This is a genomic window from Brevibacterium aurantiacum (genome assembly GCF_003932995.1).
In the GTDB taxonomy this organism is placed as follows: domain Bacteria; phylum Actinomycetota; class Actinomycetes; order Actinomycetales; family Brevibacteriaceae; genus Brevibacterium; species Brevibacterium aurantiacum.
The window spans coordinates 3134357-3155291 of record NZ_CP025333.1; the positions used below are offsets into that span (position 1 = coordinate 3134357).

The 20935-nt window shown below is 64.1% G+C and carries 15 protein-coding genes; 4 read left to right on the top strand and 11 right to left on the bottom strand.

Features of this window, described 5'->3' with window-relative positions; genetic code table 11:
- Positions 1 to 129: 129 nt before the first annotated feature.
- The 6 genes from CXR25_RS14510 to CXR25_RS14535 form a co-directional block, all read right to left on the bottom strand.
- Positions 130 to 2655: a GNAT family N-acetyltransferase gene (locus tag CXR25_RS14510; protein WP_125240720.1), complete on the bottom strand. Its 2526-nt coding sequence runs from the start codon at positions 2653 to 2655 to the stop codon at positions 130 to 132.
- Entirely contained in the window at positions 2652 to 4193 is a 1542-nt protein-coding gene (locus CXR25_RS14515; protein WP_125178290.1) for a lysine N(6)-hydroxylase/L-ornithine N(5)-oxygenase family protein, read from the bottom strand. The genes CXR25_RS14510 and CXR25_RS14515 overlap by 4 nt, the downstream gene beginning before the upstream one ends.
- Positions 4190 to 5821: a pyridoxal phosphate-dependent decarboxylase family protein gene (locus tag CXR25_RS14520; protein WP_125178291.1), complete on the bottom strand. Its 1632-nt coding sequence runs from the start codon at positions 5819 to 5821 to the stop codon at positions 4190 to 4192. The genes CXR25_RS14515 and CXR25_RS14520 overlap by 4 nt, the downstream gene beginning before the upstream one ends.
- Before the next feature lie 348 nt (positions 5822 to 6169).
- Positions 6170 to 7696, bottom strand: coding sequence for an IMP dehydrogenase (gene guaB / locus CXR25_RS14525; RefSeq protein ID WP_125178292.1), 1527 nt, complete (start codon positions 7694 to 7696; stop codon positions 6170 to 6172).
- Positions 7697 to 7881: 185 nt separating this feature from the next.
- On the bottom strand, positions 7882 to 8544 hold the full coding sequence (locus tag CXR25_RS14530) for a GntR family transcriptional regulator (protein ID WP_069600714.1): 663 nt from the start codon (positions 8542 to 8544) through the stop codon (positions 7882 to 7884).
- A gap of 114 nt (positions 8545 to 8658) precedes the next feature.
- Positions 8659 to 9657, bottom strand: coding sequence for an RluA family pseudouridine synthase (locus tag CXR25_RS14535; protein WP_125240721.1), 999 nt, complete (start codon positions 9655 to 9657; stop codon positions 8659 to 8661).
- Between the two features lie 148 nt (positions 9658 to 9805).
- Here CXR25_RS14535 and CXR25_RS14540 point away from each other — a divergent pair, with 148 nt between their 5' ends.
- Complete coding sequence (locus CXR25_RS14540; protein WP_101584424.1) at positions 9806 to 10252, top strand: hypothetical protein; 447 nt, start codon at positions 9806 to 9808, stop codon at positions 10250 to 10252.
- A 72-nt stretch (positions 10253 to 10324) separates the two neighbouring features.
- Here CXR25_RS14540 and CXR25_RS14545 read toward each other — a convergent pair whose 3' ends face one another.
- Positions 10325 to 11926 (bottom strand): polysaccharide pyruvyl transferase family protein, encoded by a 1602-nt coding sequence (locus CXR25_RS14545; protein ID WP_164513983.1) that lies wholly within the window; start codon positions 11924 to 11926, stop codon positions 10325 to 10327.
- Between the two features lie 173 nt (positions 11927 to 12099).
- Here CXR25_RS14545 and CXR25_RS14550 point away from each other — a divergent pair, with 173 nt between their 5' ends.
- The 3 genes from CXR25_RS14550 to CXR25_RS14560 are packed head-to-tail and all read left to right on the top strand — an operon-like array spanning position 12100 to position 16270.
- Positions 12100 to 12495 (top strand): SRPBCC family protein, encoded by a 396-nt coding sequence (locus CXR25_RS14550; protein ID WP_009883257.1) that lies wholly within the window; start codon positions 12100 to 12102, stop codon positions 12493 to 12495.
- The gene (locus CXR25_RS14555) at positions 12479 to 13630 is read left to right on the top strand and encodes a lysophospholipid acyltransferase family protein (protein WP_125240723.1); all 1152 of its coding nucleotides are present in this window, start codon (positions 12479 to 12481) and stop codon (positions 13628 to 13630) included. Before CXR25_RS14550 ends, CXR25_RS14555 begins: the two co-directional genes overlap by 17 nt.
- A gap of 60 nt (positions 13631 to 13690) precedes the next feature.
- Positions 13691 to 16270, top strand: a complete 2580-nt coding sequence (locus CXR25_RS14560) for a PEP/pyruvate-binding domain-containing protein (RefSeq protein WP_125240724.1) — start codon at positions 13691 to 13693, stop codon at positions 16268 to 16270.
- A 25-nt stretch (positions 16271 to 16295) separates the two neighbouring features.
- Here CXR25_RS14560 and CXR25_RS14565 read toward each other — a convergent pair whose 3' ends face one another.
- The 4 genes from CXR25_RS14565 to groES all read right to left on the bottom strand — a co-directional run bounded on the left by CXR25_RS14565 (position 16296) and on the right by groES (position 20648).
- Positions 16296 to 17717, bottom strand: coding sequence for an FtsX-like permease family protein (locus CXR25_RS14565; protein WP_125240725.1), 1422 nt, complete (start codon positions 17715 to 17717; stop codon positions 16296 to 16298).
- Positions 17714 to 18499, bottom strand: coding sequence for an ABC transporter ATP-binding protein (locus tag CXR25_RS14570; RefSeq protein WP_069600722.1), 786 nt, complete (start codon positions 18497 to 18499; stop codon positions 17714 to 17716). The genes CXR25_RS14565 and CXR25_RS14570 overlap by 4 nt, the downstream gene beginning before the upstream one ends.
- Positions 18500 to 18725: 226 nt before the next feature.
- Entirely contained in the window at positions 18726 to 20318 is a 1593-nt protein-coding gene (groL, locus tag CXR25_RS14575) for a chaperonin GroEL (RefSeq protein ID WP_009883264.1), read from the bottom strand.
- Between the two features lie 36 nt (positions 20319 to 20354).
- On the bottom strand, positions 20355 to 20648 hold the full coding sequence (groES, locus tag CXR25_RS14580; protein ID WP_009883265.1) for a co-chaperone GroES: 294 nt from the start codon (positions 20646 to 20648) through the stop codon (positions 20355 to 20357).
- Positions 20649 to 20935: the final 287 nt, after the last annotated feature.

Below are 20935 nucleotides of genomic sequence, written 5' to 3' on the forward strand. Positions count from 1 at the left end.
GAGGTGGCCGCTGGGTTCCAGCGGCCACCTCGGTAGATGCTGTGCACTTCGCAATCGGGCGGTGCACGGTGCGATCGGGCGATGAGCTGCGCGATCGGTCGGTGGGGTCAGCGCGGTCGGTCGATCAGATCAACGCGCCACGGGGTTCCTCATCGTTCCGGCGTAGAGCAGCGATTCGGCCTGGTTGCCGATGTCGACCATCTGCACGGTGTTGCGCAGCTGCAGCCGGTTGAGGCAGGAATGGGCGAAACGTTCTGCCCGCAGATCCACGTCGCCTGCGAGCCCACGGGCGAGTTCGGGATGCTCGGTTTCGTAACGATCGAGCACCTCGGCGACCAGGGCCCAGAATTTCTGTGCACCCAGCACACCATCGGAATCGAGGATCCCGCCGAGGTGGCGCAGCACCCCGTCGAACATGTCCGTGAACACAGACAGGGCCTTCTCGTCACCGGGAACCAACGCCCGGATCCGCTCGACATCGTCAGGCAGTTCACGGTGACCGAGGACGGCGACTTCTTCGCCGATGTCCTTCATGAAGGCACCGGTCACGACGTGGTTATCCAGGATGAGGATGAGGTTCTCACCGTGCGGCATGAACACGAGATCGTGGGCCAACAATGCGTGGACGAGCGGTTGCAGATAGGCCCGCAGATAGGAGCGCACCCAGTCCTCAGGACTGAGACCCGAGGCGCGGATGAGTTCGCTGGCGAAGGCGACTCCCCTATGATCGCGGTGCAGCAGTGCCGCCATGGTGACGACCTTCTGACCAGGTTCGATGACGCTCAGCGGGTTCTCGCGCCAGAGTGCGGCGAGCATCTTCCGGTGCGGATTCGTTTCCTGGGTGCGGTGGTAGACGTCTCCCGTGTAGCCCAACGCGGTGCGTTCCCGCAGGACTCGGAATCCGGCATCCCCGAAGGCGGGATCGGTTCCGACGAGCTCCGCGATCCAGTCGTTGATGGCCGGTGTATCGCGCATGTACTTCGGGGACAGTCCGCGCAGGAAGCCCATGTTCTGCACGGCGAGCGCGACCTTCACATACGGGGCGTCTGCCCGTGAGTGATTGAAGAAGGTGCGCAGCGACTGCTGCGGCTGATGCTCGTCGAGGCCGGCACCCAAGGGCAGCAAGTCGCCGCGTGCGATGTCGGCGGCGAAGGTGATCGCGAGCCGGTGGTCGGCCTGCCACGGGTGGATCGGGAGGAGATGGAAGTCCTCCGGATTGCGGCCGGCTGACCGGATTCGCGAGTCGAAGAGTTCACGCTCCTCGGCACTCAGCGCCCACTCGCAGTGTGCGGCTTCATCGAGTCCGACGCCGACCGAGAGGTGGCTGTGCTTGCGGCTCGCTGCCACCCATTCGATCCGAGTGGTCTGACCGTTCTCCGGTGCCCATTTCCGGTAGTCGGAGAGGGAGAATCCGATGCGTCCGTTGTTCGCGATGAACCCGGGGTGGCCCTCGGTCATGGCCGCCTCGGTGGTCTGGAAGTCGGCAGTCAGGAGATCGGTGGAGTCCGGACGGTGGCCCTTGACCGCCCCGGCGAGTTTGAAGGCACTGCTGGCCAGGGTCGACGCGAGTTCCTCGAGGTAGGTCGACATGAGGTTCTCCGGGATGCCGAGGGCATCCTGAAGCTCGACGACGAGTTCCTGCGCGTCGAGGTCCAACTGCGTGTCACCTCGGCGGCGGGTGATGCTGGCCTCGTCGATGACCCAGTGCTCGAGCGGCAGGACTCGGGCGGAGAACGTGTAAGTGACAGTGTCGGCAGCGTCCTTCGAAGCAACCTCGCCGACCTTCAGCTCCCAATCATCGGACCCGGCATTCGGGCCGGTGGCGCGGACCGGGGCGATGAGTCGTTCGTGGGCGAATTCGGACAGCGCCTTGGCCACGAGGTGGCGTTGGGCGACCGCGAAGGTGTCGGGGTTGAGATGGGAGTAGGTTTCGGGAACCGCGAGGTCTGGCGATGGTCGTTCGTCAGCAGCGATCGGCACTCCCCCTGTGGCGGGAACGCCGGCTTCGACATCCTCGCGGTTGAGAAGTCCAACAAGCTCACTGGATTCGAAGTCCTCGTGAGTGCAGATGCTGATCAGGGCCCGCTTCCGCTCCTCCCCCATCATGATGGTCGCCTCACTCACCGGATTGAAACCTGCTGCCCGGTTCTTCTCGAGGATGGCGGTGTTGCGCACGTCGGGTTCGACGATGACTCGGCGCCCGCCTCGGCCACCGTGTTCGATCGGGCGGAGGCAGAAGTCGATGACCTCGGCCATGATCCGGTTCGTGAGTCCGCGCACCCCGTCACCGTCGGGTGGGGCGACGAGCAGGTGCATTCCGATGTCCTCGGGTCCGGTGGGGACGACGTCGCCTGGAATCAGAGTGGAGGGCAGGTACGTTTCGACGTAGAAGCAGTCGATGCCGTCGACCGAGCCCACCCATCCGTTATCATCGGCGGAGTTCTGCACGCCGCCGAGGTAGTCGCAGACTCCGGACTCGTCGAGTCCGGTCATCTGCCAGTAGTGGGCGCGCGGGTGGGTCAGCCACACGTGGATGTTCTTGGCATCCCGGTCGAGATCCAAGGCTCGGATGTCGACGGTGCGAGATTCTGCTGATACTGCGGTCGTTGTTGATGCCGCGGTGGCGGCTGCGTCTGTCATGAGTTCGGTGGTCATACGTGTGTCATCTCCCTGTCTTCTGCGGCCCGGGAATCGGAATCAGAATGAGGCTCGGAATCGGCGTCGGAGTCGGCGAAGTCGAAGTGCGATTCGAAGTCGTCCCGAGTGCTCAAAGGTGCGGTGCCTTCTTCAGCGGCACTCTCGAGTGCCCCATCGTCGAGCACCCCGTCATCGTCTGCCCCGTCGTCCGGAATGCCGAAGGTCTGGAACGCGATGGTCTTTTCGATCGGGTACGGTTCGCGTCCGGTCACATGTGAGAGCACGACCGATGCGCGCCAGGGCCCGAAGCCGAGGTCGGGTGCGGTGACGCCGTGGGTGTGCTCTTCGCCGTTGAGGACGTGGATGGTGCCCGCGTCGTTGACCGTGTAGAGGCGGCTGACGTCGAGGCGGCCCTTGGCATCCAGCCGGATCTCGTCGCCCAGCGGGGCGAGGAAGTCCGGGACCTGGGACTTGTAGCCGGTAGCAGAGACGACCGATCCGCTGCGCCGGTCGAAGCACTTGTCCAGTGCCGTGTTGCGGAAGCGCAGGGCGTAGTCGCCGGTGTTCACATCCCGTCCGGCGGAGATCAGTTCGGATTCGGCCAGCAGGTTGGTGCGCAGCTTCCGACCGCAGCGGCTGAGACGGTAGAGCGTGTCGTGGATGTCATCGACGAGCTCGGCGCTGATGCCCTTGTATAGGGTTCGCTGCTCGCGGCCCAGCTGTTCGCGCAGGTCATCGGGCAGGGCACGGAAGTGATCTGTGTACTCCGGGGATGTCATCTCCAGGGTCAGCTTCGTGTACTCCATCGGGAAGAAGCGCGGCGAGCGCGTCACCCAGTCGAGTCGTACCTTGCGAGCTTCGGCCTCGTCGAGGAGATCGCGGTAGATCTCGGCCGCGGACTGTCCGCTGCCGACGATCGTGATCGATCCGCTCTCCAGCAGAGCCTCTCGGTGGTCGAGGTACTGAGAGGTGTGGATGACCGGGCCGCCGCCCTGCGCAACCGGGCCACCGACGCCCTCGGCACTCTCAGCCTCCAAACCCTGCAGAGCGGGAGGCAGGACCGGTGAGGTGCCGACGCCGAGGACCAGGTGGCGGGCGCGGTAGGACTCGGTCCTCAGCGTCTGACCGGACTGATCGGCCACCTCGGCGGTGACGGTATAGATGTCATTGTCCCTGGTCACCGAGGTGACTGTGCGGTTCCAGCGCAGGGTGTCTAACTGCGCGGCGACCCAGCGGCAGTACTCGTCGAATTCGGCGCGCAGGGGGTAGAAGGATTCGCGGATGTAGAAGGGATAGAGGCGGCCGCTGTCCTTGAGGAACTGGAGGAAGGAGAAGCGGGAGGTGGGGTCGGCCATGGTCACGAGGTCGGCGAGGAACGGAACCTGGACCGTCGCGCCTTCGATCATCATGCCCGGGTGCCAGCGGAATTCCTTGCGCTGGTCGAGGAATACCCCGTCGACGTCGGGCAGCGGATCGGATAGGGCCGCAAGCCCTAGGCCGAAGGGTCCGATGCCGATGCCGACGATGTCGTGGATGTGTGTCTCGGGTGTGCTCATGCCGCACCTCCTTCGATCGTGGCGAATGTCTGCCCTTGGCCCAGCGTCGACTTCTGTTCCTGGTCAGGCGTCGTGCTCTCCAGGTGCCGGCCGGCGAGGATGCCGTGGCCGGTGGCGCGGACGAGGTCGAGTACGGCGGTGATGTCAGCGACCGTGGTGTCGGGGTTGAGCAGGGTGAGTTTGAGCCAGGGTGTGCCGTCGATGGTGGTGCGGGCGATGGCTGCGCGTCCGGAGCGGAAGAGGACGCGACGGATCATCGGCACCAGCTCATCGGCGGTGCTCGTATCGGCAGCAACCGGCGAGAACCGGAAGAGGACCGTGCTGAGATCGGAGGCGCCCAGCACTTCGAAGTCAGGCTGGTCTTCGAGGAGTTCACGGACCTCGGCGGCCAGATCGCACACGACATCGAGCAGGTCACCGATCTCACCGGCGCCGCGGGCGCGCAGTGTCGTCCAGAGTTTCAGGGCGTCGAAGCGGCGGGTGGTCTGCAGTGATTTGTCGACCTGGTTCGGTTCTGCCTCGGCGCTCAAAGCTTCGGCTTCCGGGTTGAGGTAGTCGTTGTGGTGCAGCGTCGGGTCGAACAATCTGATGTCGCGCACGAGCAGTGCGCTCGAGGACACGGGCTGGAAGAAGGTCTTGTGGAAGTCGATCGTCACCGAGGTGGCCCGGCCGATTCCTGCAAGCAGGTGTTTGCGGCGTGGTGCCCACAGCAGTCCCCCGCCGTATGCGGCGTCGACGTGCATCCACACGTTCGCGTTCTCGCAGATCTCGGCGATGGCGGCCAGCGGATCGATGACGCCGAGGTCGGTGGTGCCGGCCGTGGCGACGACGGCCATGACGATGCCGCCAGTGTCGTTGATGTCTCGCATCAGCTCGGCCAGAGCCTCGGCGTCCATGCGGCCGGCGGCGTCGGTGTCCACGCACACGACCGCCTCGGCGTCGAGTCCGAGGAGGTGCGCTGCGCGGGAGATCGAGAAGTGAGTCTGGCTCGTCGTGAGGATCCGCAGCCGGGACATGATTTCGCGGCGTGATGCCTCACCACGTCCAGCCTCGGCCTTGCCGACCGTCTGTGCCTGCTGGTCGCGCAGCACGTTCTCCCTGGCCAGGAACAGTGCCTGGAGGTTGGACTGGGTGCCGCCCGAGGTGAAGATTCCGTCACCGGAGTCGAACCCGACGTGCCGGCTGGCCCACTGCACCAGACGGCGCTCCATGAGCGTGGCGACCTCGGATTGATCGTAGGTGTCGACGGATGTGTTGATCGCTGCGAGCATCGCCTCGGCCGCGACGGCGGGAACGGCGACAGGGCAGTTGAGATGGGCGACGTAGCTGGGGTGGTGGAACCAGACGGCGTTGCGGGCGTAGAGGTCATCGGCCTCACGCAGGGCGGCGAGGTTGCCGATGCCCTGACCGTCGAGGTCGAAGCCTGCGACCCGTGCCTCGAGGCTGGTGCGGTCATTCGCCGAGGTGGGTGCGTCGACATCGGTGAAGCGCTGGGCGAGTGCGTCGACGACCTCGTGCATGAGCTCGGCGTAGGCATCGGCACTGTGGGCCCCCAGCAGTGCGTCACCAGTGCGCACAGAGGCCGCGTCGGTCAGCGGAGTTGGGGTGTCAGAGAGCAGTGAAGTCATAGCGGTACGGTTGCCTCCTTCGGTTCACGGTCCGGCAAGGCCGGACTACATTAGGGAAACCTACCCTAAGTAAACGTAGAAGCAAGGCGAGTGGTGCCACCGATCGTCGACTACATGAGTAACCTCGGCCGCGACCCAGAGTCTCCCTCGTCAGCTCTCGCGCGGCCAAGCCCACGATCAACGACAGGCGTATACCGCCCAGGAAACTCGCACGTGGCCTTCGTCACATACGGGCGATTCGTCTGACATCCTGAGACAGCGAAAACGGCCGTAGTCCCTGCACAGGAGGCAGGAACCACGGCCGTTGACGGTCACGCGGCACCGTCCGAGACGGTCGGTCGAGAACTCTTACTTCACGACGTAGTTCGGGGCTTCGACGGTCATCTGAATGTCGTGCGGGTGGCTCTCCTTGAGGCCCGCAGTGGTCAGGCGGACGAACTTGCCCTTGGCCTTGAGGTCCTCGATGGTCGGTGCGCCGACGTAGAACATCGACTGGCGCAGGCCACCGGTGAGCTGGTGCGCGACCTGGCGGAGAGGTCCGCGGTAGGCCACGCGGCCTTCGATGCCCTCCGGGATGAGTTCAGTATCGGTCTCGATATCGTCCTGGAAGTAGCGGTCCTTCGAATACGACTTGCCCTGGCGCGGAGCCATGGCACCCAGTGAGCCCATGCCGCGGTAGGCCTTGTACTGCTTGCCGTTGACGAAGATGAGCTCGCCGGGCGATTCGCTGCAGCCTGCCAGCAGGGAGCCGAGCATCACTGTGTCAGCACCGGCAACCATAGCCTTGGCGATGTCGCCGGAGTACTGGAGTCCGCCATCGGCGATGACCGGCACACCGGCCGCACGTGCGGCCTGGGCAGCAAGGTAGACGGCGGTGACCTGCGGGACACCGACTCCTGCGACCACACGGGTGGTGCAGATCGAACCTGGACCGACACCGACCTTGATGGCGTCGGCACCGGCGTCGATGAGGGCCTGAGCGCCCTCCTTAGTGGCCACGTTTCCGCCGATGATCTGGACGTTGTCGAACGTCGAATCGGCCTTGATCTTGCGGATCATGTCGGTCACGCCGCGAGCGTGGCCATTGGCGGTGTCGACGACGAGGACGTCGACGCCTGCCTCGGCGAGGAGGGTTGCGCGTTCATAGGCGTCGCCGTGGAATCCGACGGCAGCACCCACACGCAAGCGTCCCTCGTCGTCCTTCGTCGCCAGCGGGTATTCTTCGGTCTTGACGAAGTCCTTGACGGTGATGAGGCCCTTGATGACGTTGTTCTCGTCGACCAGGGGCAGCTTCTCGACCTTGTGCTCGGCGAGCAGTTCGAACGCCTTCTCCGGGGAGACGCCGTCCGGGGCGGTGATCAGCGGCATCCGTGTCATGGTGTCGGCCACGGTGCGGGTCGGGAATTCGCTGCGGGTGACGAAGCGCAGGTCGCGGTTGGTCACGATGCCCAGCAGCACATTGTTCTCATCGACGACGGGCAGACCGGAGATCCGGTACTTACCACAGATCTCGTCGAGTTCTTCCAGCGTCTTCTCTGGGGTGATCGTAAGCGGGTCGTTGATCATGCCGGATTCGGAGCGCTTGACGTAGTCGACCTGGGCAGCCTGGTCTTCCATCGACAGGTTGCGGTGGATGATGCCCAGACCGCCGATGCGGGCCATGGCAATGGCCATGCGCGACTCGGTCACGGTGTCCATGGCGGCCGAGACCAGCGGGATGTTGAGCTCGATCTCTTTGGTCAGACGGGTCGTGGTGGAGGCATCTGAGGGGATGACATCGGTGTCACCGGGCAGGAGAAGGACATCGTCATACGTGAGTCCCGTCAGCGAGAACGGATCGTTTGCGGCCTGTGTTTCCTGCTCGGGAATCCCCATGGGTACAGCCTTTCGACGCGGTGAGTACGGTGGCTCAATGCTATCGAAGTCATACAGCGCTTATCTAGCGTTTCAAGTACCGAGCACTGTGAGACTGCCGACACCAATACTCAGGAATGCTCGCCGAGGTGGTCCTGCCGTTTCATCGACCGTCCCGTCGCCGAGGTGGTCCCACTGTTCCGTGGTCAGCGGCCTTCGCCGACCGAGCGTGCCAGGTCGAGTGTCGAGGCCTCGGAGTCATCGAGGTGGATGCGCAGCAGGCCTTCGGCTCCGTGTCGGTCCCCCGAGCGCATCTTCTCTAAGATGTCGCGGTGCGGGTTCGCCCAGTGGGAGTGGTATTTGCCTGGTTCCTGCGAGCGCGCGAATGTCGTTGAGAGGCGGGCCATGAGGTTGAGGTAGAACTCATCGAGCATCGGCGAGCCGAGCAGGCCGACGATGGCCCGGTGGAAGGATGCGGAGTGCTCCTGCGCGTCGGTCCAGCTCTCGTTGTTCGGAGCGGTCTCGGCACGGACGACGGACGCTTCGACGCGTTTCATCGCCTCCTCGGTGGCGTCCTGTGATTCCTGGACGGCACGGATCTCGAAGACACGTCTGGCCTGGTAGAGGTCCTTGAGCTCGTCGAGGTCGAAGGTGCGCACGAAGAAGCCGCGGTTGGTCTCCTGAGTCAGCAGACCGGCGTGGCGGAGCAGGCTCAGAGACTCGCGTGCGGTGTTGCGCGAGACGTTGAATTCCTTCGCCAGCGCACCATCTCGGACCGGGGATCCGGCAGGGTATTCGCCGGTCGTGATTCGGGACCGGACCAAGGCGACGATCGCCTCTGACGTACATCCGGGTGCGTGTGGGCTCATATCACCAGGCTACCGTGTAGTCACCGTTCGTGGGCAAAGCCGCGGCCCAGCCGTCGATGATGATACCGACTCGAGACACGAAGCGCTGCTGCACGTGATCCGGGGCTGGCGCTGCTAGAGCGTCTCGCCGAGACTGAGGCCGGACTCGAATCGTCGCGGTCGCCCGGTCAGCGGATCGTCGAACCCGATCGATGCCGCCAGCAGCTGCAGCGGTGCGCTGAAATCGTAGGGGTCCGGAGCGCGATCGACGGGGTAGACCGGGTCACCGAGGATGGGCAGCCCGAGCGAGTTCATATGCACTCGCAGCTGGTGAGTCTTCCCCGTCAACGGTTCGAGCTGGTACTCCCCGATCGACGGGCACTCCCCCACCGATCGCCGAGGTGAGGGCTCGGTTGCGTCGGACCACCTCGGCGAGGGTGGGGTGCGTTCGCCCAGCAGGCTGATCTTGGAGAAGGCGTTGGGTTCACCCTCGACTTCGAGGACCTGTCTGCCGCCGCGCGGCTTGACCAGTCTGGATTCCTTGACGAGCGGGAGTTCCAGATCCGCAGGCGGCATCGCAGCGAGGGCACGGTAGGTCTTGGTCACCAGCCGGTCCTGAAACAGGCGCTGATAGCGGCCGCGAGTTTCGGGGCGCTTCGACAGGATGAGCAGTCCCGCCGTGACGCGGTCGAGACGGTGGATGGCCACCAGATCGGGTTGGTCGAAGTCCAGGCGGGCCCGGGTCACGACGCATTCGCGGACGAAACGGCCGTTGGGGGTGCTCGCGAGGAAGTGGGGCTTGTCGACGACGAGCAGATCGTCGTCCTCGAAGACCACGGAGATCTCGAAGGGAATCCGCTCCTCGGCCGGGACAGGCCGGTGGAAGAAATAGAAGCCGCCGGGGACCACGGCATCGTCCCAGCGAATCGGTTCGCCCACCTCATCGCGCATATCGCCCGAGGTGAGCAGGCTGCGCCGCGCCTCGTCGTCGGCCTCGGGGAACTCTGCCTCCAGCCACTCGCCGATCGTGTCCGGGACCGGAAGATGGTTCTTGTCGTGCGTCTCCTTCCCACCGGGGGCGCGCAGCGAGGTCGCAGAGATGCCTTCTCGGGGTGGGAGCGGGCTGCGTGGCATCGGATCAGTCTAACTGTCGACGCGATGCCCAACGCGGCGTCGACGCGGTGCCGCACTCGGCGCTGAGCCTGCACAACGTGCCGTGGGCCAACGAAACGTTCCGTGGGCCTGCGAGAATTCTGGGGCGCGGAGTCCTATGGTGGGAGGTATGGACAACACCGAACTGACGGAAGAGTTCCTTCTCAACGAAGTCATCGCTCCGGTTGTTCTCAGACTGTTCTCCGATGATGAATGGGACAGCTTCGGGGTGAACCACCCCACGGCCGATGAGGAGACCTGGGTCGTCAGCGTTGTCGCTGACCAGGAAGCTGTCGACATCCCCCTCGAATTCGCAGAGGGATCCGAGTCGGTCGAGGACCTCCAGCTCAAGCTCATTGGCGAGCTCAGAGCATTCATCGACCGGTCGGAGTTCGGGCAGCGCCACGATGAGGACGAGCCGGCCGAGGAACACATCGCTGCTCACCTGAACGCGAGCCGGCGCCCCCTCCCGAACATCACCGGACGGCCGGAGTGTGTGATGCGGACGCTGAGGATCCGCTCGCGCAACCTCCGACTCGACCGGCGTCGCTGCCGCTCGGCCCACCGCAGAGACTGACTCGGGGTCCGCCCGCTGATGAGAACCCAACGGCCACCTCGGCGGAGGCAGTCGTTCAAGAGGGGTGGGAATTCAGCGGTTCCCGAACCGGGAGGCGCTGCGGGCTGCTCCTCGCAGCCTGACGTTGAGTTTCTGCATCTGCCGCATCGCCCGCACCGCAGGCTTCCTCTCGCGCAGCTCCTTCGCACGGTCGGTCCGGCTGAGCCTCGCCTCTGCGCGTTCGACCTTGTCCTCTGCACGTCTGAGCTTGGCCTTCAACCGGTTGACCTCGGTGCGAGCTAAGGCCGCGCGGCGATCCTTCACCGCCATCACGAGACCGTAGTCCTGGACGGAGTTGAGTCGTTCACGGACCAACTCGACATTGGCGACGTAGTCGTTCGGCACTTCGTCCGCATGAAAGAAGCCCGGCGCTTCCGTAAGCTCACCTGCACGCTCATCGCCCGGCACTCGGGCTTCCTCAGAACCGATGGTGGTCTCGACGAGGAAGTCCCACCACTTCCGGTGTTCCTCCCGCCGCGCGACCGAACGTTGGCGCAGGGTCGTCTGCAGCGAATCTCGGTTTCGGGCCACACCGACTGCCGTGTCGACGATGTCGTCGATCGAGTCGAGAGGGAGCACGAAGTCGCGCATGCCCACGTTCTCTGCAGCACCCCTCATCCGGATCGAAGAGTAGAGGTTGGGAGCCAGTGAGATGAACGGAACCGCGGCCGCTCCGGCGAAGATCCCAGCGTGGTACCGGGTGCCGATGACGAATTCGGCGCGTTCGGTCAGGGCGACGAGCTGACGGGCCGTGAGCATCCGGGTCGGCTGCACCAAATCGTTGTCAGCAGAGTCCGCGATCTGGGCGTCGGTGAGCTGGTCCCGCGTCTGCGGAGCGGGCGCGAACGCACCGCCATGGGGCACCAGCAGCAGCCGCAGACCGGTCTCCTCTGCGATTCTCCTGACGATCTCGATCACGCGCAGCCTGTAGTCGGAGTCGGAGATCATCGGCGAGGATGCCTTCTCAGCGAAGCTGGCCACAATGAACGGCTTGTCTGTCAGATCCGCGACCGCTTCCCTGTCCGCGTCACCGGCAGTGAGTGAGAACGCATCGTCGACCTGGCGACGGATCTTCGCGTCTCCTGCACCCAGCTCGCCGGCAAGCTGGGTGGTGTAGCTTTCGCGGGTGCCGACGAACTCGGCCTCTGCCAGCAGATCGTAGACGATGCCCCGATCCTCGTCGTAGATCAGCGGACCCAGCGTCTGACTCGTCAGCGCATAGGGCTTGTCGAATATCCGAGCAAGCTTGGCCAGGGTCGCCCGCTCGAAGATGTGCTGAGCGAACATCGAGTTGAGGTTTCCTCCGCCGGCGATGAGAACGGCATCGGAGTTCCGCACGGTTTCGATCACGCGGATCGCGGGGTCATCGGCAGCGAGTCCGCCCTTCTCCCCGCCGGATTCCGCATAGTCGAGGATCGTGCGCATCCGTGTGATGTTCGGCGGCCGGTCCCGCTTGAAGCCGATCCGGGAAACGGCATCGACCCCGTACATCTTCGCCGCGTATTCGGGTTCACCGGCAATGAGCGTGATTTCGACATCGGCTCGGGCACGGAGCGCATCGAGTGCGAACTCGGTCATCGCTTCGTCGCCGAGGTGGTAGAAGCGGCTCCACCCGATGTCGCCGATCATCGTCATTCGTTTCATATTGATGTTGAGTGCCCTTTGCGCGGTTTCCGGAATGTCGCCGTCAGGCTAACGAGCGATGAACGCCGGAAAGTGAACGGCTCGGTACCTGGAGGTGAACTCGTCCATGGATTCCGTGACAACGCGCTCTGGTGAAGACCACCTTCCTGTGATGCACTGGGTGCATGAGCTTCGACGCGCACCACATTTCGCAGACGATCCGCCGAGACCCCTCCGACATCGCTGTCTTCGCCGGCAATCCGGCAAACCTCCCGCAGTGGGCCGCGGGCCTGAGTGAGGGCATACGCAATGAGGCAGGAAGGTGGATCACCGATTCGCCGATGGGTGAGGTCGAGGTCAAGTTCCGTCCTGGCATCGAATTCGGGATCCTCGACCACGACGTGATCTTCCCGGACGGCACCAGCATGCACAATCCGCTGCGGGTACTTCACAACGATGACGTCAGCGAGGTCGTCTTCACCGTCTACCGCCTGCCGAATGTCAGTGACGAGGAATTCGCCCGGGATATCGCGGCAGTGGAGAAGGATTTGGAACGTCTGCGCGATGTCCTCGAAGGCTGAGCAGACAGCGGCTTCCCTGGGTTGGGGGCACCGGTTCATCAACGCCGCCATGCGCACCGTGTACTTCGGTCGCATCCCTGTCCTCGACGTCGGTGCCGATCCCGCTGCCAGGAGCGAGTCCGCAGACCGGAGCAAAACCTTCGTCCGCGACGAATCCTCGAGCGACTCCACTACACGATCACCCCCGCGCCCGCGCCTCATCATCTCCAGTCACCGCAATGGAGCCATCGACGGTCATCAGGTTCTCGCCGCATTCCCGCGCGTCCAGTTCCTCATCTCGATCCAGCTCATCCGCAGCTGGTTCCTGCGTCTCTTCATCGCCGGCATTCCCGTCGTCCGCCCCAAGGACGTCGAACGCTACAACCTCGACCCAGCATCGGTGGCCAGCCCGGTCGAAGCCGGTACTGCACACCTGCGCCGAGGTGGTGATCTGGGCATCTTCCCCGAAGCCAGCAGCGAGTGGGGCCACCGACCCCAGCACTACAAGTCGGGTGCCGCCCGCATCGCCTGCACCCTGATCGAGGAGGGCATCGATCTCGAGGTCATCCCGGTCGGTCTCTTCTATTCGACTCCTGACCGATTCCGTTCCCGCGCCGAGGTGGTCCGCGGGAAGTCGATCACGATTCCTGACCGCAATGGCCAGGATCGATCTGTGTGGGAGGATCAGGTCGCCTCGGCGATGGGATCGGCCCTCGACGAGGTCTCGGTGAACTGTCCCGATGAGGAGACCTTCGAACGGATCCAGGCGAACGCGCTCGACGTCGCCCGCAGTACCTCGGGCGGAGCGGCCACGTTCGCGAAGGCCTTCCTGGACCTGCAGCGTGAATCGACCACGGCCGCAGCTGATGGCGCACCCGCGGCTGCGAGTCTCGCGGTCACCGTGCTGCGCTGGGTGGGGCTCGCACTCATGTGGCTCTTCGCTCCCGTACTCGGAGCAGCTGCCTTTGCCGGCTCGCGCGCAGACGGTCGCAATACTGTCACATTCTTCCGACTCCTCGGGAGCTTCGCAGCGGTTATGGTCTGGGTACCGGTACTCATCGTTGCCGCATTCTTCTGGCCCTTGGTCATCGGAATCGGCATCGTCAGTGCGGTCTGCGGCTGGCTGCTGTTGGGCCTGCGTCGCTTGCGTCTGTGACCCGATCGACCTCTGACCCTTCGACATTTGCACCCACCTGCGACATCTCAAGGAGCACTCGTGACACTCACCCTCGGCTTCACCGATCCTCTCGCCACAGAACTGGCGACCAGCGGCGGCAAGGGCGCCAGCCTCGCGAAGTCCGCGCAGAATCTGCCCGTTCCCGGCGGCTTCATCGTCACCGCCGAGGCCTACACTCAGTTCGTCACACCCCTGCAGTCACAGATCACCGAGCTCATGGACACAGAGCACCCCGCCGAGGCGATCGGTGACCTCATCCGCAGCACCCCGGTCCCCGATTCCTGGCTCGCTGACTTCGAGGCGGCGGCTCAGGCTGCTGGCCTGAGAGATGAGGCCGTGGCGGTGCGTTCCTCGGGGACCATGGAAGATCTGCCCGGAGCGGCCTTCGCCGGTCAGCACGACACCTACCTCGGTGTTCGCGGAACACACGCCATCGCCGAGGCGGTGCGCGACTGCTATGCCTCACTATGGAACCCGCACGCCTTCCGTTACCGCCAGCAGCTCGGGGTTGACCAGCTGGAGGCGAAGATGGCCGTCGTCGTCCAGCTCATGGTCGCAGTCGGCGCCGAGGAGGCTGCCGGGGTCGCGTTCTCCGTCGATCCGGTGCGCGGCAACACGGACGAGGTCCTCATCAATGCGGCGTTCGGTCTCGGCGAGACCGTCGTCGGCGGCGAGGAACCAGTCGACGAATTCCGCATCGCTCGCGCCGACGGCACCCAGGTCGCAGCAGAGATCGCGGACAAACCCAAGGCACTCGTCATGGATGGGCACGGCGATGCGCGCACGAGGGAGGTCCACCTCGGCGAGGATCAGCAGACTCGTCCGGCGCTGACTGCTGAACAGGCTCGAGCGGTGGCCGAACTCTCCGTCCGCGCGGAGGACCATTTCGGTTTCCCGCAGGACATCGAATGGGCCTTCAGCGGTGATGACCTCTTCCTCCTGCAGTCGCGACCGATCACTCGCGTCGCACCTCGGTGGACCCGGGACGAATCCGCTGAACGATTCCCCACTCCTGTGACGCCTCTGACCTGGGATCTCGTCGAGGCAGGGTTCCACTACTCACTCAACCACAGCTTCGACCTCATGGGCCTGCCGCCCTTTGACGACAAATGGTTCGTGATGCGCGACTTCTACATCTACGGCAACCAGACGGCCGTCGACCTCTACGCCGGGAGACTGCCGACGAAGATGCTCTCCAGCGTCGAGACCATCACCGAATCTCTGCCGGAGATCGCTTCTCAGTTCGGCTGGGTGCAGGAGCTGCCGGTGCGGTGGATGCGTGATCTCGACACATATCTCATGGGCATCGGCAAGCTGTCCCACGAACCTTTGGAGGACAAGTCGCTGGCCGAGGTGTGGGATCACGTGATCGCCATCAGCGACCTCGGCACCGAGTACTTCCGCCCCAATATCGCGATCTCCCTGACGCAGCAGACCCTCTACGGAGCGCTCTCGCACATGCTCGAGATGGCGCTGGACAAGGAGACTGCGCAAGTCGTATTCGAACGGCTGCTGGCATCGACAGAGACGAAGACCTCGCAGGTCAACGCAGAACTCTGGGAGCTTTCACGCACGGTGCGCAGCAACCCCGAGTTGTTGTCGACGTTGCGCAGCCACACCGGAGAGGCGGGGCTGGCGGTTCTCGATGATTTCCCCGCCTTCTTCGACGAATTCGCGACCTTCCTCGCCAAGCATGGCCACCGTGAACTCGACTTCGACGCCTACCATCCGACCTGGGTCGAGGCCCCGCACATCGTCCTCGATCAGGTCCGCCTGCTGGCCGACCGGGAGACGAACGCCGCAGCGGACTCCGACTTAGAACGCAAGGTCCTGCAGGCCGAGACCGAGCGTGAAGTGATCAATGCCGCCCCGGAGAAGCTGCGCTATCTGGTCCAGGAGGTCATCCGTCTGGCACGGGCGTACACGGCGCTCGATGACCTGGAGCACTACCAGACCACGCGACTGACGCTGCCGATGCGCCGAGCTCTGCGCGAGCTGGGTCGCCGGCTCGTCGACCAGGGCGTTCTCACCGACCCCATGGACGTCTACTTCATCAACTTCGAACCCCTCGACGCAGCGATCCGTGCCGGTGATTCAGCCGGCACAGACGCTTCTATGGGTGATTCCGCCGGCGCAGACGGTTCTGCGGACTCGGGCAACGGGCAGCACTCCCCCGCCGAGGCGTTGGCTGGCCTGAGCGCGATCGCAGAGAAGAACAGGGCCGGGTACCAGGACGCGGTCGCGCGGACTCCCGAATGGGAGCACGGTCGTGCCCCGGAGGTCGGTGATGACACGGACGGTGACTTCATTAAGGGAACTGCCGGCAGTCCCGGCGAGGTCACCGGCGAGGTCTTCGTCGTCCACAGCCCCGAGGACTTCTCATCCTTCCCGGACGGGGCAATCCTCGTCGCCCGGACCACAAATCCGGCGTGGACGGCTCTGTTCTACCAGGCCAGCGGCGTCATCACAGAAAGCGGCGGAGCACTCTCCCACGGCGCGGTCACAGCTCGTGAACTCGGCCTGCCCGCAGTCATGGCCGTCCGAGACGCCACCAGCCGCTTCACCTCGGGCCAGACTGTGAGCGTCAACGGCAGCAACGGCACGGTGACACCGGACTGAGACCCACCTCGGCGAGGGCCAGGGCTCATACCGCCTGAAGAGCGTCCACGGGACTGATCGACGTGGCCGCGCGTGCCGGGGCACGGCTGGCGGCGAGCACGGCCAGAAGTGAACCGGCGACGACGGAGATGATCACCCACCAGGGCACGGACGGAGCGAAGAATCCAGTCAGCGGTGACAGCAGCACCAGGGCACCGATCCAACCGAAAGCGATGCCGAGTGGCACCGCGACCAGGCAGGCGGTCACGCTCAGCTGCATCCCCTCGGCGACGATCATGCGTCGCACCCGTCGTGGCGTCTGGCCGAGGGCCATGAGCAGACCGATCTCCTGAGTGCGCTGTCGCACGGAGAGGGTGAGTGCGTTCGCGACTCCGATGACGGCGATGATGACGGAGAAGAGGACCATGCCGAGGAAGAACATCATCGTCTGATCGATGATGGTCTTCAGCACATCCTCGAAGCCGCCCCACCCGTCGTCGCCGAGCGATTCGGCGTAGTCGAGGAGCTGCTCTCTGAAGGTCGTCATGGCCGTGGCGAACATGACGATGAGCGTGATGCCGATGACGAGTCCGATCACCGTGCGCGCATTGCGGGTGGGATGGCGAGCGATCGTCGACGCAGCCAGACGCGCGGTTGCCGTTCGGCCGAGCAGCCACCCGGTCAGTGTCTGCAGCGGCGGAAGAATCCACGGGTTGCCGACGATGACGCCGACGAAGGTCAGTGCGGCACCGACGGCAACGAGAAGCACGCCCAGGACACTCACCGTGTTCCCGCTGGCACCGACGACGCCGCTGATGAGGAGGGTGATCCCCATGGACAGCAGGATGAGTGCACCTGCCAAGGCTCCCATCGAAGCGCGCGCGTCCTCGGGGCGACGCTCGACAGCCTGAGAGGTGGCCTCGATCGGCGAGATGCCGCTGATGCGTTGGGCGCCCAGATACGCGGAGAACCAAGTCACGACGATGGTCGCCGCGCCGGGGAGGAACATCATCGGACTGAGCAGTTCGGGTTCCACGGTGATCTGTTCGCCGAGGTAGGCCGTCGTTGCCTTCGCAAGTGCGGTGGAAACGAGGAACGCGGCGATGGCACTGGGTATCGAAACGAGCAGTCCCTCCACCGAGGCGGCCCGACGCAGCCGTCGGGAGGAAGCTCCGATGAGCCGCAGCAGTGCCAGTTGACGGCTGCGACCGGCGATGATGATGGAGAACGTATTCGCGATGACGATGCTCGAGACGAACAGTGCGATGACGAAGAAGACCAGCCCCACCGTTGTGAGCAGGCCCTGCGCTGTGTCGGACTCGGAGACGATCTTCGCCGATGACATCCAGGCCGTGAGAATCTCGATGCCCTGCATGATGACTGTGCCGAAGAGTGCGGCGATGAAGACGACGAGGAAGCTGGGTGCGAACTGGCGCGGGTTGGTCCGGATCTCCCGCATCGGGTTCATCGGCGCCCTCCAGCCTCGACAGCCTCGGCCTGCGCGTCGAGGTCGAGCATCTTCTGTGCAATCACCTCGGCGCTGATCGAGTCGTTGAGCTCTGAGACGGGCGTACCGTCGGCAATGAACACGACGCGGTCGGCATAGGCGGCCACGATCGGATCATGCGTCACGAGCACGATCGACTGGCCGAGCTCGCGCACGGCCTCGGACATGATGGCCATGACCTCGCGGCCCGACCGTCCATCGAGGTTGCCGGTCGGTTCGTCGGCGAAGAGGATATCCGGTCGGGTGGCCAAGGCACGGGCGATGGCCGTGCGCTGCTGCTGTCCGCCCGAGATCTCGCTGGGCCTATGCTTCAGCCGCCCGTCGAGGCCGAGGCGCTTGACGATGCTGGAGATCCAGGCGCGCTCATCGGCATTGGGCTTGCGATCATCGAGTTCGAAGGGCAGCACGATGTTCTCCCTGACGGTGAGGGTCGGCACCAGGTTGAACGCCTGGAACACGAAGCCGATCCGCCGCCGACGCAGGGCGGTGAGCTCATCCTCACGCAATGCGGTGATCTCACGTTCGCCGATGTGCACAGTCCCCGAGCTCGGCCGGTCGAGTCCGGCGAGGATGTGCATGAGGGTGGATTTGCCCGACCCCGAAGGACCCATCACGGCCGTCAGACGTGCGGGAGCGATATCGAGAGAGACCTGGTAGAGAGCGACCAGCGCTGCCCCGTTCGGATCAAAGATCTTCGAAACATCACGAAGTTGAGCGATGGGCATCGGTGAGGCGGTCGTCATAGGGTCCCTACATTGTTGCGTCAAACTGTCTTGTCCAGACTAACGACCCTTGGCGGCGAGGAACATAGGATCTGACTGATCAGTAGGTGTGAGCCGCCTGTACAGCACTGGGACGACGGCACGGGGGCGACGACACGGCGAACAACCTCGGCGGGCGAATACACAGCGGGTGAATACACGTGTGGCCCGGAACAAAGTTCCGGGCCACACAGGTATCAGATGAGGATCAGTCCTCGTCCTCTTCTTCCTTCTTCTCGACGACCAGTGTCTCAGTGGTGAGAACCAGTGCGGCGATTGAAGCGGCGTTGCGCAGTGCCGAGCGGGTGACCTTGACCGGGTCGATGATTCCGGCGCCGATGAGGTCGCCATAGGAATCGGTGGCGGCGTTGTATCCCTGGCCGGAAGCAAGTTCCTTGACCTTGGACACGACGACGTAGCCGTCCTGGCCAGCGTTGGCAGCAATCCAGCGCAGCGGCTGAACGACTCCGCGCTTGACGATGTCAGCACCGGTGGCTGCGTCGCCGGTCAGGCTCAGGTCGTTTCCGTCCAGAACCTTGGCTGCGTGGATCAGAGCCGATCCACCGCCGGCGACGACGCCCTCTTCAATGGCTGCACGGGTAGCAGACACAGCGTCTTCGACGCGGTGCTTGCGTTCCTTGAGCTCCACCTCGGTGGCGGCGCCGACCTTGATGACTGCGACTCCGCCGGAGAGCTTAGCCAAGCGCTCCTGCAGCTTCTCGCGGTCCCAATCGGAGTCGGTGTTCTCGACCTCGCTGCGGATCTGGGCGACCCGACCATTGACGTCCTCGTCGGAGCCAGCACCATCGATGATGGTGGTGTTGTCCTTGGTGACGGTGATGGTGCGGGCGTTGCCGAGCTCTTCCAGGGTGACCTGGTCGAGCTTCATGCCCATATCAGCGGTGACGACCTGGCCGCCGGTGAGGACGGCGAGGTCTTCGAGGATCGCCTTGCGGCGGTCGCCGAAGCCGGGAGCCTTGACGGCGGCAACGTTGATGATGCCGCGCAGCTTGTTGACGACTAGCGTCGACAGAGCTTCGCCTTCGATGTCCTCGGCCACGATGAACAGAGGCTTTCCGGCCTGCTGCACCTTCTCCAGCACAGGGAGGAGCTCCTGGATGTTGGAGATCTTGCCCTGGTTGATGAGGATGAGCGCGTCGGAGAGCACAGCTTCCTGGCGATCAGCATCGGTCACGAAGTGCGGCGAGAGGTAACCCTTGTCGAACTGCATTCCCTCGGTGATTTCGAGTTCCACAGATGCGGCCTGGGATTCGTCGATCGTGATGACGCCGTCCTTGCCCACCTTGTCGAAGGCATCGGCAATGAGCTTGCCGATCTCTTCGGACTGAGCGGACAGACCGGCGACGTGTGCGATCTCCGAGGAGTCGAGAACATCGCGAGCGATGGTTCCAAGCTCGGTGGAGACAGCCTCGACGGCGGCTTCGATTCCGCGCTTGAGGGCACCTGGTGCGGCGCCGGCAGCGACGTTGCGCAGACCTTCGTTGACGAAGGCCTGTGCCAGGACGGTCGCGGTGGTGGTTCCGTCACCGGCGATGTCGTTGGTCTTGGTGGCAACTTCCTTGGCCAGCTGAGCGCCAAGGTTTTCGTATGGGTCGTCGACCTCGACCTCACGAGCGATGGTCACACCGTCGTTCGTGATGGTGGGTGCGCCCCACTTCTTGTCGAGAACAACGTTGCGGCCCTTGGGTCCCAGCGTCACCTTGACGGTGTCCGCGAGGATGTTCACACCCTTTTCGAGTGCACGACGAGCCTCGTCGTTGAATTCAAGATTCTTAGGCATTCGTCCTCCTGTCAGTGAAGTAGTTGGTCAGGGGATTCAGCCGATGACGGCGAGCACGTCACGAGCCGAGAGCACGAGGAACTCTTCTCCTGCGTACTTGACTTCGGTGCCGCCGAACTTGGAGTAGATGACCTTGTCGCCGATGGCCACGTCAACTGGGACGCGGTTTCCATTGTCAGCAACGCGGCCTGGGCCCACTGCGACAACTTCGCCTTCCTGAGGCTTTTCCTTGGCGGTTTCGGGAATGACCAGACCACTGGCGGTAGTCTGCTCTGCTTCGACCTGACGGATGACAATCCGATCTTCGAGTGGCTTGATGGAGACCGACATATCGGGCCCTCTCCCTTCGCTGGGTTCAATTCTTCTTTGAGTCAGACGGCGGCTGCTGCCATGAATCTCTCGTCGTCGCGGGTGCCGAGCGATTCGACCGTCTCATGAAACTGGCACTCACTGAGTGCTAGTGCTAATTCGACTTTAGAACGCTCTTAGCACTCGGTCAACTCGAGTGCCAAGGATTGTCCACGCTCTGGGCGAAACCCCAGGAAAGGTGCCCGAAACCCCAGGAAAGGTGTTCGAAGGCGACCCTGCCGGCGGCAAAGTTAGGGCACCTTCCGCTG

Coding starts and splice junctions, on each gene's coding strand:
- CXR25_RS14510 (WP_125240720.1), bottom strand. CDS start 2,655: ATGACCACCGAACTCATGACAGACGCAGCCGCCACCGCGGCATCAACA.
- CXR25_RS14515 (WP_125178290.1), bottom strand. CDS start 4,193: ATGAGCACACCCGAGACACACATCCACGACATCGTCGGCATCGGCATC.
- CXR25_RS14520 (WP_125178291.1), bottom strand. CDS start 5,821: ATGACTTCACTGCTCTCTGACACCCCAACTCCGCTGACCGACGCGGCC.
- guaB (WP_125178292.1), bottom strand. CDS start 7,696: ATGGGGATTCCCGAGCAGGAAACACAGGCCGCAAACGATCCGTTCTCG.
- CXR25_RS14530 (WP_069600714.1), bottom strand. CDS start 8,544: ATGAGCCCACACGCACCCGGATGTACGTCAGAGGCGATCGTCGCCTTG.
- CXR25_RS14535 (WP_125240721.1), bottom strand. CDS start 9,657: ATGCCACGCAGCCCGCTCCCACCCCGAGAAGGCATCTCTGCGACCTCG.
- CXR25_RS14540 (WP_101584424.1), top strand. CDS start 9,806: ATGGACAACACCGAACTGACGGAAGAGTTCCTTCTCAACGAAGTCATC.
- CXR25_RS14545 (WP_164513983.1), bottom strand. CDS start 11,926: ATGACGATGATCGGCGACATCGGGTGGAGCCGCTTCTACCACCTCGGC.
- CXR25_RS14550 (WP_009883257.1), top strand. CDS start 12,100: ATGAGCTTCGACGCGCACCACATTTCGCAGACGATCCGCCGAGACCCC.
- CXR25_RS14555 (WP_125240723.1), top strand. CDS start 12,479: ATGTCCTCGAAGGCTGAGCAGACAGCGGCTTCCCTGGGTTGGGGGCAC.
- CXR25_RS14565 (WP_125240725.1), bottom strand. CDS start 17,717: ATGAACCCGATGCGGGAGATCCGGACCAACCCGCGCCAGTTCGCACCC.
- CXR25_RS14570 (WP_069600722.1), bottom strand. CDS start 18,499: ATGACGACCGCCTCACCGATGCCCATCGCTCAACTTCGTGATGTTTCG.
- groL (WP_009883264.1), bottom strand. CDS start 20,318: ATGCCTAAGAATCTTGAATTCAACGACGAGGCTCGTCGTGCACTCGAA.
- groES (WP_009883265.1), bottom strand. CDS start 20,648: ATGTCGGTCTCCATCAAGCCACTCGAAGATCGGATTGTCATCCGTCAG.